This is a genomic window from Streptomyces sp. NBC_01390 (assembly GCF_045040105.1).
Lineage (GTDB): Bacteria > Actinomycetota > Actinomycetes > Streptomycetales > Streptomycetaceae > Streptomyces.
Genome location: NZ_CP109551.1, coordinates 4,449,402 through 4,462,405 on the forward strand (window position 1 = coordinate 4,449,402; position 13,004 = coordinate 4,462,405).

Annotated in this window: 12 protein-coding genes and 5 pseudogenes; 6 read left to right on the top strand and 11 right to left on the bottom strand. The window is 68.4% G+C overall.

Annotated features, from left to right (window positions below):
* Positions 1-91: 91 nt before the first annotated feature.
* Positions 92-637: a hypothetical protein gene (locus tag OG241_RS19795; RefSeq protein ID WP_405816869.1), complete on the top strand. Its 546-nt coding sequence runs from the start codon at positions 92-94 to the stop codon at positions 635-637.
* Between the two features lie 245 nt (positions 638-882).
* On the opposite strand, the pseudogene OG241_RS19800 reads toward OG241_RS19795, so the two are convergent.
* Together OG241_RS19800 and OG241_RS19805 are read right to left on the bottom strand one after the other, a co-directional pair.
* Positions 883-1,107 (bottom strand): annotated as a pseudogene (locus OG241_RS19800) (transposase family protein); the annotation flags it as partial.
* 9 nt (positions 1,108-1,116) lie between these two features.
* A complete protein-coding gene (locus OG241_RS19805) occupies positions 1,117-2,148 on the bottom strand; it encodes a serine hydrolase domain-containing protein (protein WP_405816870.1) in 1,032 nt (343 codons plus the stop codon).
* A 454-nt stretch (positions 2,149-2,602) separates the two neighbouring features.
* On the opposite strand from OG241_RS19805, the pseudogene OG241_RS19810 reads away from it, so the two are divergent.
* Positions 2,603-2,897: pseudogene (locus OG241_RS19810) on the top strand (transposase family protein); the annotation flags it as partial.
* Positions 2,898-2,911: 14 nt separating this feature from the next.
* Here the strand turns inward: OG241_RS19810 and OG241_RS19815 are convergent.
* The 3 genes and pseudogenes from OG241_RS19815 to OG241_RS19825 form a co-directional block, all read right to left on the bottom strand.
* Positions 2,912-3,118, bottom strand: a pseudogene (locus OG241_RS19815) (hypothetical protein); the annotation flags it as partial.
* Positions 3,119-3,154: 36 nt separating this feature from the next.
* The gene (locus OG241_RS19820; protein WP_405816871.1) at positions 3,155-4,360 is read right to left on the bottom strand and encodes a lactonase family protein; all 1,206 of its coding nucleotides are present in this window, start codon (positions 4,358-4,360) and stop codon (positions 3,155-3,157) included.
* Between the two features lie 177 nt (positions 4,361-4,537).
* Complete coding sequence (locus OG241_RS19825) at positions 4,538-5,275, bottom strand: flavodoxin family protein (RefSeq protein WP_405816872.1); 738 nt, start codon at positions 5,273-5,275, stop codon at positions 4,538-4,540.
* Between the two features lie 298 nt (positions 5,276-5,573).
* Here OG241_RS19825 and OG241_RS19830 point away from each other — a divergent pair, with 298 nt between their 5' ends.
* Positions 5,574-6,107 (top strand): TerD family protein, encoded by a 534-nt coding sequence (locus OG241_RS19830; RefSeq protein WP_405816873.1) that lies wholly within the window; start codon positions 5,574-5,576, stop codon positions 6,105-6,107.
* A gap of 196 nt (positions 6,108-6,303) precedes the next feature.
* Here the strand turns inward: OG241_RS19830 and OG241_RS19835 are convergent.
* The 3 genes and pseudogenes from OG241_RS19835 to OG241_RS19845 form a co-directional block, all read right to left on the bottom strand.
* A pseudogene (locus OG241_RS19835) lies at positions 6,304-6,591 on the bottom strand (SLC13 family permease); the annotation flags it as partial.
* Positions 6,588-6,932 carry a hypothetical protein gene (locus OG241_RS19840; protein ID WP_405816874.1) on the bottom strand — a complete coding sequence of 115 codons (345 nt, stop codon included), beginning with the start codon at positions 6,930-6,932 and terminating at the stop codon, positions 6,588-6,590. The gene OG241_RS19840 and the pseudogene OG241_RS19835, both read right to left, overlap by 4 nt.
* The gene (locus OG241_RS19845) at positions 6,929-7,138 is read right to left on the bottom strand and encodes a hypothetical protein (protein ID WP_405826909.1); all 210 of its coding nucleotides are present in this window, start codon (positions 7,136-7,138) and stop codon (positions 6,929-6,931) included. The genes OG241_RS19840 and OG241_RS19845 overlap by 4 nt, the downstream gene beginning before the upstream one ends.
* A 34-nt stretch (positions 7,139-7,172) precedes the next feature.
* Between OG241_RS19845 and OG241_RS19850 the strand changes: the two genes are divergently transcribed.
* Positions 7,173-7,601, top strand: a complete 429-nt coding sequence (locus tag OG241_RS19850; protein WP_405816875.1) for a VOC family protein — start codon at positions 7,173-7,175, stop codon at positions 7,599-7,601.
* A gap of 72 nt (positions 7,602-7,673) precedes the next feature.
* On the opposite strand, the gene OG241_RS19855 is transcribed toward OG241_RS19850, so the two are convergent.
* On the bottom strand, positions 7,674-8,693 hold the full coding sequence (locus OG241_RS19855; RefSeq protein WP_405816876.1) for a hemolysin family protein: 1,020 nt from the start codon (positions 8,691-8,693) through the stop codon (positions 7,674-7,676).
* A pseudogene (locus tag OG241_RS19860) lies at positions 8,690-10,028 on the bottom strand (hemolysin family protein). Before OG241_RS19860 ends, OG241_RS19855 begins: the two are co-directional and overlap by 4 nt.
* A 356-nt stretch (positions 10,029-10,384) precedes the next feature.
* Between OG241_RS19860 and OG241_RS19865 the strand changes: the two are divergent.
* Together OG241_RS19865 and OG241_RS19870 are read left to right on the top strand one after the other, a co-directional pair.
* Positions 10,385-11,395, top strand: coding sequence for a sporulation protein (locus OG241_RS19865; protein ID WP_405816877.1), 1,011 nt, complete (start codon positions 10,385-10,387; stop codon positions 11,393-11,395).
* 163 nt (positions 11,396-11,558) lie between these two features.
* Positions 11,559-12,014: a tellurite resistance TerB family protein gene (locus OG241_RS19870; protein ID WP_405816878.1), complete on the top strand. Its 456-nt coding sequence runs from the start codon at positions 11,559-11,561 to the stop codon at positions 12,012-12,014.
* A 48-nt stretch (positions 12,015-12,062) separates the two neighbouring features.
* On the opposite strand, the gene OG241_RS19875 is transcribed toward OG241_RS19870, so the two are convergent.
* Positions 12,063-13,001 (bottom strand): M56 family metallopeptidase, encoded by a 939-nt coding sequence (locus OG241_RS19875; protein ID WP_405816879.1) that lies wholly within the window; start codon positions 12,999-13,001, stop codon positions 12,063-12,065.
* Positions 13,002-13,004: the final 3 nt, after the last annotated feature.

A 13,004-nucleotide genomic window follows, 5' to 3' on the forward strand; every position in this document is an offset into this window, starting at 1 on the left:
GTGGTCTTCCGTGAGTGTCTAATTGAATGACAATGGCGGACACCCACTTATCATTTACGCCTTTGGCATGGTCATGCGAAAGGATGTGAGCATGATGCGACCCGCGCGTGCACTGTTCCCCCTTCTCCTGCTGCCAGTTCTCCTCACAGGATGTGACGCGGACAAGAACGGCGGGACGGCCGCCGACAGCGCCGACCTTGACGCCGCCGCGCGCGGCTGGGGTGTCGCGCCGGAACTCGTCTATGTCACCAAGGTCTCCGGCTACACCGTGTTCCAGCAGTCGGTCGGCGAGTACGAAGACGAGTTCGCCGCCGCGTATCGGTCCGAGAAGGGTGCCGCCAAGTTCGGCCTCTTCGTAGGTCGCGGGACGCTGACAGCGGAGAGCTGCCCCAAGCAGCCGCTGGGCGAGGTGTCGGACAAGGCTGTCACCTGTGAGCACGACGGCGACGCGTGGTATCGCAAGGCAGGTGACAGCCACGAATACGCGGTGCCCGACGGCGGCGTGGTGATTCATCTAATCGCCGACGCGGACAAGGTCGACCGCGCCATTCTGCGTAAGGCGGCCAAGGCGGTCCACCGCCCGGACGACGCCGAATTGGCCGCACTCCTAGGTACCACCAACGGTGCAGACACCTGAGAGGACGGCACGAAGTCGTTAGCCCGACCGACATGACGCAACAGGCAGAGGGACCCGGATCCTTGTCCAAGTCCCTCTCCCAGCGCGGGTTGAACGGAAGGTTGCCCCGGTACCTGCTTGCCGGCCGTCCTCCTCAGATGCAGTGAGGTTCGCTCACCTCCAGGAGGTGACCACGGCTGGTGGCTACGCGGAGGACGTCTCGCAGGGCTCCGGTCAGTTCCTTCGCCAGTGAGCCCTTTCCAACCTCACGCGGAGGCGTGTTGAAGGATGAGGACGGCTTGGACGATCGCGGTGATGCGGTTGGTGCTGCAACGGAGCTTTCGTAGGAGACGCCAGTCCTTCAGGGTGGCCATCGCCTGCTCGCCGACCGCGCGGATCCTGGCGTGGGAGACGTTGACGGCTTGCCGACCCGCGGAGATGTTCTCCCAGCGGGCACGGTAGGTCGTGATCCGGAGGCGGCTCCCACGGAAACGCGCTGGTCAGTCGAACATGGCGCAGTTGACCGCGTCCATCAGGGCCGCGCCGGTCTGGTGCGCCTGCCTGCTGAGAGTGGACGTGGCAAAGAAGAAGGCGGCCGTGCGATGGCCGGTGGAGTCGGTGACGTTGTAGGTCGCATAGCCCGGGACGACGCCGACGTGGTCCCAGACCGTGCCACAGTCGGTCTTCGCCGTCTCGATGCCCAACCCGTAGCCGAGCTCGTCCGGGTCCTCCGGCCCGTCCTCCGGCACGGTGGTGCGCATCTCGGCCAGTTGGGCGGCGGGCAGCAGGCCGCCCGACATCAGCGCGCCGTAGAAACGGGACCAGTCACCGGCGGTGGACACGATCGCGGCATCCGCTCCGCTCGCGGTGACGTAGTCGCCGGTGACGTCCACGTGGTCGTCGTGCTGCGGTCCGGCGTAGTTCCTGAACTCGTCGGGGACGTCCGGTGGCATGTGGGCGGCGTCAGGTTCGTAGCCGTGCGCGTGCCGGTCGTGCCAGGCGGAGCCGGTGGCGTAGAAGGTGTGCCGGAGCCCGAGGGGTCCGGCGATCCGGTCCCGTACCAGCGCCGCAAGGTTCTTACCGGTGGCCTTCTCCAGGACGGCGCCGATCGCGATGTAGTTGGTGTTGCTGTACGACCACTCGGTGCCGGGCTCGAACAGTGCCGGGTGTCTGCTCACCAGGCTCAGGATTTCCGTCGACGTCCATACGTGGGAGTCCCGGCCAGTGAGGGCCGGTGCGAGGGCGGGGTCCTCGGTGTAGTCGAACAACCCACTGGTGTGGTTGAGCAGCATGCGCAGGGTGATCGCTCTGCCGTTGCGCACCTGGCCGGGCAGCCACTTGTCGACCGGGTCGGTGAGGGCGAGTCTGTGCTCGGCGACCAGTTGCAGGACGAGGGTGGCCATCACCGTCTTGGTGTTGGACGCTTCTCGCACCTCGTCGTCCGCCCTGAGCCGGTGGTCCTTCTTCGTCCAGGCGGCCTGCTCGGAGATCTCGATGGGCCTGCCGTGACCGTCGTCCACCCGCACGATCACCAGGGGCACTCCTTCTTCCACCAACTTCCGCGCTAACTCCCGCAGGTGATTGCGTGTCTCCGCAGTGCCGTCCTGTCGGACCGCCGAGAGCGTCCGAGGGCCGACGGCCGCACTCTCGCGGACCGCCGCACTCTCGTGGACCGTGTTCGCACTCGACGGGGTCGCAGCGAGGGGCACGACGAGGGCCGCGGACACCACCACTGTTGCTACCGCGCGAAACCCCGTCAGTTGCGGGCGCCGTCGAACACGCACATTCACACGCACTTCGTGCTCCTTCGAGAATCCGGGAAGGCCGTCGGGCACGATCGGGGGACGGGGAGGAGAACACGGGACTCCGCCCGGCGAGTTGTCGCCGGGCCCTGGGGCGAAGCCAGCTCCGGCGGGTCCTGCCCAGCCCTGGGGAATCCTTCGGAGGATAGCCGAAGGCGGAGTGAAAAAGATGAATATCGGCTACCGCACCCACGGCATCGTCGATGCCCTGGCCGATGCCGGCGTGCGCTGCTGGGCCGATAAGGGGATACCAGGGTGCCGGCGGCACCGTGCGCGTCCCCTACCGTGCCCGCTGGGAGAACATCTCCGCGGGCCGGCAAGCCGTCAACGTCTCCCACGCCAGGATCTGCGCGGTCGGCGAGCAGGCGATGGCCAGCCTGAAGTCCTGGCGCCTGCTGCGCGAGCTTCGCTGCGGTACCACTCGCATCACCGACCTGGTGAAGGCCGTCCTCGCCCTGCGTCTGGCGACGTCAGCCTGAGGTTGGAAAAGGCTCAGAAGCTGCATATCCTCCAAGCAAGCGTGCTCGTCGCCAAGGGTTTCCGCGGCCTGCTGCAGCAGTTCGGCCGCCGTCCCGAGTTGCGCCGATTCGATGTTGTCGGCCAAGCGCGACATGTAGCCGCCCCTGTCGTCGGTGCTCAGGTAGCAGGGCTTGCCGGAGACTGCCGGCCTGGAGGCTCGCACGCGTGACGCCCCGGACAAGGACGTCCGGGGCGTCGGGCCGCGGTGGCCGCTTTCTTACACCGCGACGATGCCCTCCATGCCGGACTCGGCGAAGGCGGGCAGTCCTGTGACGGTGGTGATCTTGGTGAGCGAGCCGTTCCTGCCGACGCGGAAGCCGTCGACCGTGCCGGAGACCGCGTTCTGCACGTACAGGAACTTCTCGTCCCGGGTCACCGCCAGGTCGATCACACCCTGCGACATGGCCGAGGGCGGGGTGGCGATGCCGACGTCGTTGGTGAGCGCGAGCTGTCCGTGCCGGTCGGTGCGGTAGCCAGTGACGGTGGAGTTGCCGGTGTTGCCGCCGTAGAAGAAGTCGCCGGCCCGCTCCAGCCAGCACAGCGTGTTCTGGCCGTTGGGCAGAGGCTGCTGGACGACCTTGAGGGTTCCGTCGGCGCGGACCCTGTAGGTGCTGACCGTCGATTTCTCGGCCTCGGCCACCAGCATCCGGCCGCCCTTGTCGAAGGTGATCGCGAACGGCACACCGCCGGCCGAGTCGTTCACCACCGGCCGATGGGCGGGACGTCCGTCGCGCCGCATCGGGAAGACCTCGACGGTGTTCGCCGACTTGGTGGTGACGACCAGCGCACGGCCGTCCGGCGTGAACGCGACCTGGCCGGGCGAGCTGCTGAACAGCGGCACCTTCTCGTTGTCCAGCCCCAGCGAGCGATGGGAACCGCTCAACGCCACCAGGCCCTTCGCGGTGATCCGGAATCCCTGGACGCTGCCTTCCCCGCCCGCGTTCATGACGTACGCCAGCGTGCCGTAGACGGCGATGGATGCGGGGAAGTCCCCGCCGGAGGAAACAATGTGACGGTCTGTCAACTTCTGCCCCCGGACCCGGAACGACGTCACGGTGCCACTGCCCGCGTTGACCGCCAGCAGTAAGCCCGACCTGTCGTCGTAGACGAGGGAGTCCTGGGACGCGAGCGAGTCGGTGGGCGCGTCGACCTGGTCCCCTCCCTTGCCGCCGGTCGCGAAGCTGCCCGCGGCACTCAGCGCGCCGTCGTCACCGCGCTCGAAGGTGTGGATGGTGTTACCGGCGAGCTCGTTGCCCTGCACGAAGACCGCGTGGCCCGCCTTGGCCGTGCGCCCGGACCGCTGGGGTTCCCCGGCCGAGGCGAAGTTCACCGTGGTGACGGCCGCCACCGCGGCAAGGATCCCGGCTCCGGCGACGGTCAGCCGGACCTGCAGCGACGACCTGCGCCTGGTGTGCCTGCTCATGCGTTGCTCCTCGGGCCTTCGCCGCCACCGAACGGCGGCGCGCAGCACCAGAGTTGCCTACGGGACGGGCGGGACACGAGAGCTGACCCCACCACGTCAGGCACTCGTAAGGTCTGCCTCCGGGCACACCATCCACCGGGTCATGCAATGCAAGAGCCCCGGGATTACCGGTCCGGCTCAGCGGTGTTCGGGGTTGTCCGCCCCCGGCCGGCAGCCGGCGTCCCACTCCGTGCGCTGGTTGCCGTGGGCGGGGATTCCTCCGGCGCGTTTGAGCAGAGCTGCCAGGTGCATGAGGTTCCAGGTCATGAAGCTGGTGTTGCGGTTGGTGAAGTCGTTCTCCGGGCCTCCGGAGCCGGGGTCCAGGTACGACGGACCAGGCCCAGCGGGGCCGATCCAGCCCGCGTCGGCCTGCGGCGGGATCGTGTAGCCGAGGTGCTGGAGGCTGTAGAGGACGTTCATGGCGCAGTGCTTCACGCCGTCCTCGTTGCCGGTGATCAGACACCCGCCGACACGCCCGTAATAGGCGTACTGGCCCTGGGAGTTGAGGAGGCTGGAACAGCTGTAGAGCCGCTCAATGGTCTGTTTGGTGACCGAGCTGTTGTCGCCCAGCCAGATGGGTCCGGCCAGTACCAGGATGTCCGCGGCCATCACCTGCTCGTACAGTGCGGGCCAGGCATCTGTGGCGAAGCCGTGCTCGGTCATGTCCGGATAGACGCCGGGCGCGATGTCGTGGTCGACGGCACGGATCTCGTCCGTGGTCACTCCCCGCGCCTCCATGATCGCCCGGCTCTTGTCGATGAGTCCCTGGGTGTGGCTGAGCTGGGGGGACGGCTTGAGCGTGCAGTTGATGAAGAGTGCACGCAAGTCATCGAAGCGGTAACTGTCATCAGGGGACGAGGCGGTCGGTGCTGCCATGGCGGGCTCCGGAGGGAGATCGGACAGGGGCGCGGAGACGACGCCTTCGCGCCGTCCCGGCGGCAGCGTCTCGCGGAACGCCTGCGTTGTCCCGCTACGCCGCACCGGCGCATGGTGCTTTCCGCCGGCATCCGACGCCGTCGTGCGCCCGCCTGCCGCCCTGAAGCCCGAGGACATGGACAGAATCCGCCGACAGTCGAATCGGAGTTCCGCACTCTTCACCGGAGCGCCGGCAAGCCATACTTGACATGCGGGGATCGCCCCGCGGCGGCTCGGCGACGAGAGAGGCAGCAATCCGGTGAGCAACGGTCATAAGGAAGTGGGGAAGGTCGAGGTGCGGCTCAAATGGGACCCCAGTTCCCTGGGTCAGCCGCCCCATCACCTGGACATCATCGCCACGACCTACTCGGCGGACGCCCCTTACGGACGGCCTGTGTACACGGTCCACTTCGACAGCCGCTCACCGGACGGCACCATCAACATGAGCCGGCACAGCCAGACCGGCCAGGGGTTCGGCTACGTCGAAGCGATGACCCTCGAACTCGATCGTCTCGCGCCCTCGTTCGCCCGGGTGGTCGTGGGGGTGGCGATCCACCAGGTCACCGGACCCAAGTTCTTCGGGGACATTTCGAACGCCGGAGTTCTGGTCGTCGACGGGTACACGGAGCTACTGAAAGACGACTTCGCGCAGATCGCCGGATGCACCGCCGCGACGGTCGCGGAGTTCACCAGGAACGCCTCCGGGACCTGGGAGTTCCGCGAATCGATCCGAGGCTTCGACAGCGAACCGTTGGCCTTCAGCGGCGAGATGGGCTCCGCCCCACAAGCCTGACCAGGCTGCCGTACCAACATCTGTGGTCGGCCGTCGCCGACCCGGCCAAGGACATGCGGCGCCCCGCCACCCCTTGGAAGGGTGACGGGGCGTCAGACGGCCCCGCCCTGGCGCCGAAGCAAACCCCCGGATCAGGTCGAACCCGTACGCCACTTCCATGGACACGACCCTGCTGTGGGCCGCAGTGCTTGCGTCAGGGCTTCGCCCTGGCCCTCTTCACCGACCAGATCGCCAGATACTCGAACATTCCGGTCTTCTTCAGCACACCGACGATCATCATCATGCCCATGAGCAGGAAGATGACGTTCCAGTCGATCCCGCTGTGCTCGGAGTAGAACGCCGACTTGTCGTCGGTCGCCCCGATCGCCAGCATCAGCCCGGCACCGCCGAGGGCGACGGCGACACGGTGGATCTTCTCGCTGATGATCAGGGCGTACGCGCCGACGAAGACGACGACCGCCGCCCAGCTCTGCCAGTCGTTCAAGGTCCTCCGATGAAGTGCTCCGACAAGACGTCCGCGGTGATCGCGCCGAGCAGCGTGCGCCGGGGCAGCCAGTCGGCCACGGGCCGTCCGGACAGTACCCCTCGGACGTCGTCGTCGAAGCGATCACCGATCAGGGCCGGCAGCAGATCCTGACGGTCGTGTTCGGGCACCGGTGCGGTGGGCAGCTGGGCGGCGGGGACGATCGCGTAGGGGCACTCCACCTGGTCGAGAACCAGCAGGGCCGGCAGCCGTTCGCGTACCAGCAGCCACGCCGCCTCCTGGGCGTCGCCGTCGACCCGCACCGTCGGACAGGGGTGGGCCAGGTCAAGCACGAGCGTCAAGGCGACCCCCCCTCTCGCGGGACGGTACCGGGCTGGTCCTTGTCCGGGATGCCGACGAGTTCGTCGACGTCGAAGGCACGCGCGATCGGGACGTCCGTGGAACTGTGGGCGATGATCGAGAAGGCGATACAGACCGCGACGAGCGTGAACGCCTGTAGCGCCCTGAACGCCCTGCTCGACGCCGGCGCCCGGAGTCTCGGTGCCAACAGGCGTCCGTACAGGCGCCCGTACAGTTGCCCGATGACGTCGATCAAGAAGTTCCAAGTCACCTTCGACTGCGCAGAACCTGAGCGGCTCGCTCGTTTCTGGTGCGTGGTGCTGGGATACGTCATACCTCCGCCACCGGAGGGGTTTGCCACCTGGGACGATTTCCAGAACTCTCAGTCACCTGAGCAGCGGGATTCCTGGTTCGCCTGCATTGATCCTTCAGGTGTGGGCCCGCGGCTGTACTTCCAGCGCGTCCCCGAGGGGAAGGCAGCCAAGAACCGGGTGCATCTTGATGTGCGGGTCGGCACCGGACTCGTGGGCGAGGAGCGCCTCGCCGCACTTGAGGCCGAATGCGCGCGGCTGGTCCCGCTCGGCGCGGTACACGTGCAAACGCTGTATGACGGCAATGATTCGTGCATCCCGATGCTGGACATCGAGGGCAACGAGTTCTGTATCGACTGAGAGGCCGCGGGTGAACCGCTGGTCTCTGGTCCGTGTTCTCCGTCCCGTGTTCTCTGTCCCCTACTGGGCGGCTCAGGGTGCCTGGGGATGTAGGAGCCGTGCGAGCAGGTCGTCCAGGGTGACCAGGCCCGTGAGGCTGCCCGTGTCGTCGCGGACGACGGCGAGTGAGGCGCGGCGGCGGCGCAGTTGTTCGATGGCGTCGCCGACGGTGTTCCGCACGGTCAGTTCGGGCACCGGGCGCGCCAGGTGCCGGGCAGTGACGGCTCGGCGCCGGGCCCTGGCGACCAGGGCGTCGCGGGCGTGGACGGAGCCGACGACCGTCTCACCGTCGCGCACCAGCAGGCGGCTGCGGTCGTGCTCGGTCGCGAGCGCGAGGATCTGAGCCACGCCCGCTTCGGCCGGCACGGAGATGATCCGCTCGACGGGCACCTGGAGTTCGCCGACCGGTGTCTGGGGCTCGGTGAGCGAGTTGGTGATCAACTCGGAGTCGTCCTTGCTGATCAGGCCCAGCCGTTCGGACTCCTCGACGAGGTGGGTGAGCTGCTCGCGGTTGTGGACGGAGGTCAGCTCGTCGCGCGGGGTGACCCGGCACAGTCGTACGAGCGCGTTGCTGATCCGGTTGAGTACGGCGATCAGCGGGCGGACCACCTTGACCACGCCCCGGAAGGCCGGGGAGAGCAGCATCGCCGAACGCTCGGGGTGGGCGATCGCCCAGGACTTGGGGGCCATCTCGCCGACCACCATGTGCAGGAACACGACGACGATCATCGCCACGGCGAACGCGACTCCGTAGCTGAGCGCGCTGGGCAGGCCCAGGTCGTGCAGCAGCGGGTCGAGTTCGTGGGAGATCGCGGGCTTGGACAGCGAGCCCAGGCCCAGTGTGCAGACGGTGATGCCCAGTTGGGCGCCGGCCAGCATCAGCGACAGCTCACGCATACCGGCCAGGGCCGCGCCCGCGCCGCGCTGTCCCTCGGCGGCGGCCTTCTCCATGCGGTGCCGTTTGGCGGCGACGAGGGCGAACTCGGCGGCGACGAAGAACCCGCTGCCGATGAGCAGCAGGACGGTGACGAAGAGCGCCATGGGGAAACTCATGCCTGCTCCTCCGTCTGCTCGGCCAGTCGTTCCATGCGCACGCGGTCCGGCACGTGCCGGTCGAGGGTGCGTACGTCGATCAGTGCGCGGCCCCCGCCGGGCAGGTCGACCGTGAGGCTGTCCCCGATGGTCGGGAAGCGGCTCAGCCGGTCGACGATCAGGCCGGCCACGGTGTCGTAGTCCTCGTCCGCGGGCAGGTCTACGCCGGTGGCCTCGGCCACCTCGTCCAGGCGGCGGCCCGCGTCCACCAGCCAGCCGGTGCCGTCCGCGACCGCGATCTCGGTTATGAGGTCGGACTCGTCGGCGATGTCACCCACCAGTTCCTCGGCGATGTCCTCGTACGTGACGATGCCCGCCACACCTCCGTGTTCGTCCAGGACGACCGCGAACTCGTCGCCCTGGGAACCGCATCTGTTCCACCGCGTCCGGCAGGGGGAGGGTGTCCGGCAGCAGAAGGGGCCGACGGGCGGCCTGGGCGGCCGTGGTGTCCGTGAAGCCGTCGGCGGGCAGGGCCATGAGCTCGCGGACGCCGAGCACTCCGCTGACGTCGTCCGGATGGTCGCCCAGGACGGGGTAGTTGGAGTGGCCGTGCTTGGCGATCAGCTCGACCGCATCGGCGAGGCTCGCGTCGCTGCGGACGAAAACGGCCTCCACGCGCGGCACCATCACTTCGTCCAGGGTGCGATCGGAGAACTCCAGGGCGTGGTCGAGGAGTGCGGCGGTGTCCTTGGGCAGTTGGCCCTGCTCGTGGGACTCGCCGATCAGGTGGCCGAGTTCTTCCAGGGTGGCGCCGTGGTGGAGCTCCTCGACCGGCTCGATACCGACCTTGCGCAGGAGCTTGTTGGCCGCGCCGTCGAAAACGCGCACGAGTGGGCCGACGATCTTCAGGTACGCCAGTGTGGAGGAGGCCAGCGACTTCGCCAGTCGTTCGGGGACGGCGATGGCGAGGTTCTTCGGGGCCAGTTCGCCGATCACCATCTGCACGACCGTGGCCAGGACGAACGCGAGCACGACGGAGATGCCGCCGACCGCCCCGTCAGGGACACCGATGCCGGTCAGGACGGGCTTGAGCAGCGCGGAAACCGACGGCTCGGCGATGAAACCGACGACCAGGCCGGTGACGGTGATGCCGAGCTGGGCGCCGGACAGCATGAAGGACAGGCGTTCCAGGACCTTCAGCGCGCGGGCGGCCTACCGGTCACCGGCCTCGGCCGCACGGGCCAGGGCCAGCCGGTCGACGGACACGTACGCGAATTCCTGGGCGACGAAATAGCCGGTGCCCACGGTCAGCAGCAGTACGGCGAGCAGACCGAGCCAGGCTTCCAGGGCGCTCATCGACGCCTCAGCCCGGAGTAAGCGCCCCACTGCGCGCCGCGCTCAGGACAGACCTGGCGGGAGGGTGGCCGGGGATCATGCCCCGCGGAGTCCGTCGAGCTGGCGGACAAGGATGCTCCTTCACTAGAACGTTCACCTTGGCAACGATTCTGACCACATCGGCGTTCCCCGGCACGGCGGGACCGCGTCCGCCAGGGTCACGATACGGAGAACCGGTTTTCGGCCGTTTCCACGTCTCGGACCTTGAGCGCACTCGCCCCTCGCGCCGCCGACCCTATCCTTCTACGTGACTGTAGAAGGGCCTCGGGCCCGGAACGAACCAGCGAACGAACGCATGTGAAGGAGTGAACGCCCCGATGGTGTTCAAACGACTGCTCGGCTCGCTCGGCGTGGGCGGCCCCACGGTCGACACGGTCCTCGACCCCGCCCCCGCCCGGCCCGGCTCCACTCTCACCGGCCAGGTCCACCTCAAGGGTGGCAACGCCGACTTCGACATCGACCACATCACCCTTGAGCTGGTGGCACGGGTCGAGGCCGAGCACGAGGAGGGCGAGAGCGAGGGCGTCGTCGTCTTCTCCCGTTTCACCGTCGGCGGCGGCTTCCGGCTCGGCGAGGGCGAAACACGCAGCGTGCCCTTCACCGTGGTGCTGCCGTGGGAGACCCCCGTCACCGAGTTGTACGGGCAGGGCCTGGGCATCGTCCTCGGCGCGCGTACCGAGCTGGCGGTCGCCGGCGCCAAGGACAAGGGCGACCTGGACCAGCTGACCGTCGCACCGCTCCCGGCCCAGGAGGCAATCCTCGAAGCTCTCGGCCAACTCGGGTTCGGCTTCAAGTCGGCCGACCTCGAATACGGGCGCGTTCACGGCACCGGCCAGCAGCTCCCCTTCTACCAGGAGCTCGAACTCACCCCGGCCCCGCAGTACGCCCACCAGGTCAACGAGATCGAGCTGACCTTCCTCGCGGGCCCGGGCGGCATGGAGGTGGTGCTGGAGGCCGACAAGCGCGGCGGCTTCTTCTCCGAGGGCCATGACGCGGTCACCCGGTTCACGGTCGGCCATCACGACGTCCGCGACTGGAACACCGAAGTCGACGGCTGGATCCGTCAGTTGGTCGAGCACCGGGCGTCGTACGGCTCTCAGGGCGCCTACGGCCACAGCGACCCGTACGCCGGTCACGGCGAGCACGGCGGACACCACGGCTACGACGACCATCACGGCAGCCACCGTTCCGGCCCCGGCATGGGAACCGTCGTCGCGGCGGGCGCGGCCGGCCTCGCCGTCGGCGTGGTCGGCGGGATGGTCGCGGCCGAAGTCGTGGACGAGGTCGGGGACTTCTTCGAGGGCGACGAGGAAGAGGAAGAGGGGTAGGGAGGAGAGCGGGAGGAGCCGGAAGAGCAGCGGGAGAAATGACGGGGCTCGGCGGAACTTATCCGCCCGGCGGTTAGTTTCTACGTTGCTGTAGACCGTGCTGTAGAACCGCGCTGTATACCGTGCTGTTGATCTTGATCCATTTTGACACCCTGGAGTTCTCATGGCCCTGTGGGACCGCTTCAAGGAGTCCGCGTCGACGATGCAGACTCAGCTCGTGGCGAAGAAGAACGACCTCAAGAGCGGTGCCTTCCGCGACGCGAGCATGGCGATGTGCGCCCTGGTCGCCGCCGCCGACGGCAGCATCGACCCCTCGGAGCGCCAGCGGGTGGCTCAGCTGATCGCCACCAACGAGGTGCTGCAGAACTTCGACGCGATGGACCTGCAGCGGCGCTTCGACGAGAACCTCAACAAGCTGACCGCCGACTTCGCGTTCGGCAAGGTGAGCGTGCTCCAGGAGATCGCCAAGGCCAAGAAGAAGCCGGCCGAGGCTCGTGCCGTGATCCAGATCGGCATCGTCATCGGTGGCGCGGACGGCGACTTCGACAAGACCGAGCAGGCCGTCGTACGCGAGGCGTGCTTCTCCCTGGACCTGCCGCCGCACGAGTTCGACCTCTGATCCGACCTCTGGTTCCACCTCCGAGCGGCACGGCCCGCACCCGGCGGGTCAGAGGGGCGTGGCCGCGTGGAGGATGAAGATCATGGTCACGGCGGAGTTCGCGGACGACATCGCCGAAACGGCCGTACCCGCCGCAGCACCCCAGGTCGCCAGGCCGACCGTGGTGAACACCGACGGCCAGCGGCGCCCCACTGGTGCGGGTCCGAGCAGGGCCGCCACCCTGCGCGGCACCGGCCCCGGCGCGGCGAAGCCGGCGAGCGTGGCCAGAGGTGTGCCACGGGAACCGGCGACCAGCGCGGCCTTGCCGATCGCCCGCGCCACGTCACGACGGCTGCCGACCACGTGTGCCGCGTCCTCGTCGGCCCATCGCTCCGCCGTGTACGACACGGCCGTACGCAGGGGCTGCAGGAACGGGTTGGCGCGGGCGGCCAGTTGTACGGCGAGCAGGTGGCGGTGGTGGCGGGCGGCGAGGTGGGCGCGCTCGTGGGCGAACAGGGCTCGGCGCTCGGCCGGTTCCAGGGAGTCGAGCAGCGCGGTGGTCACGACGATCCGGTCGCGACCGCCGCCGGGCAGTGCGTACGCGTAGGGAGCCGTGTCGGGCAGGACCGCGACCTCCGTGGCCGGCAGCCCGGCCAGAGCACGGTGAGCTCGACGGCGGGTCCGGCGGTGCCGCCACAGGGTCCGGGTACAGGCCAGAGCTACCGCGCACAGGGCGGGGATGGCCGCCTTGCCGACGACCTCGTCGTAGGGGACGGCTTCGCGCACCTCGGGGTCCGACCAGCCGTCGGGCAGCGGGTTGCCGGGGAGTTGGGCGGTGCCGACCACCATCAGCAGCGCCAGGCACACCGTGCTGCACACGGCCATCACTGCGGCCACGCCGGTCAGCAGCCGGGTCGCGGTACGCGGATGGAGGTGCTGCTCGGCGAGGCGGGCGACCGGCCATGCCGTCAGCGGCAGCACCAACGGCAGAAAGACGAAGACCCCCATGAA

Coding starts and splice junctions, on each gene's coding strand:
- OG241_RS19875 (WP_405816879.1), bottom strand. CDS start 13,001: ATGGGGGTCTTCGTCTTTCTGCCGTTGGTGCTGCCGCTGACGGCATGG.
- OG241_RS19820 (WP_405816871.1), bottom strand. CDS start 4,360: ATGAGCAGGCACACCAGGCGCAGGTCGTCGCTGCAGGTCCGGCTGACC.
- OG241_RS19865 (WP_405816877.1), top strand. CDS start 10,385: ATGGTGTTCAAACGACTGCTCGGCTCGCTCGGCGTGGGCGGCCCCACG.
- OG241_RS19850 (WP_405816875.1), top strand. CDS start 7,173: ATGACGTCGATCAAGAAGTTCCAAGTCACCTTCGACTGCGCAGAACCT.
- OG241_RS19870 (WP_405816878.1), top strand. CDS start 11,559: ATGGCCCTGTGGGACCGCTTCAAGGAGTCCGCGTCGACGATGCAGACT.
- OG241_RS19855 (WP_405816876.1), bottom strand. CDS start 8,693: ATGAGTTTCCCCATGGCGCTCTTCGTCACCGTCCTGCTGCTCATCGGC.
- OG241_RS19795 (WP_405816869.1), top strand. CDS start 92: ATGATGCGACCCGCGCGTGCACTGTTCCCCCTTCTCCTGCTGCCAGTT.
- OG241_RS19825 (WP_405816872.1), bottom strand. CDS start 5,275: ATGGCAGCACCGACCGCCTCGTCCCCTGATGACAGTTACCGCTTCGAT.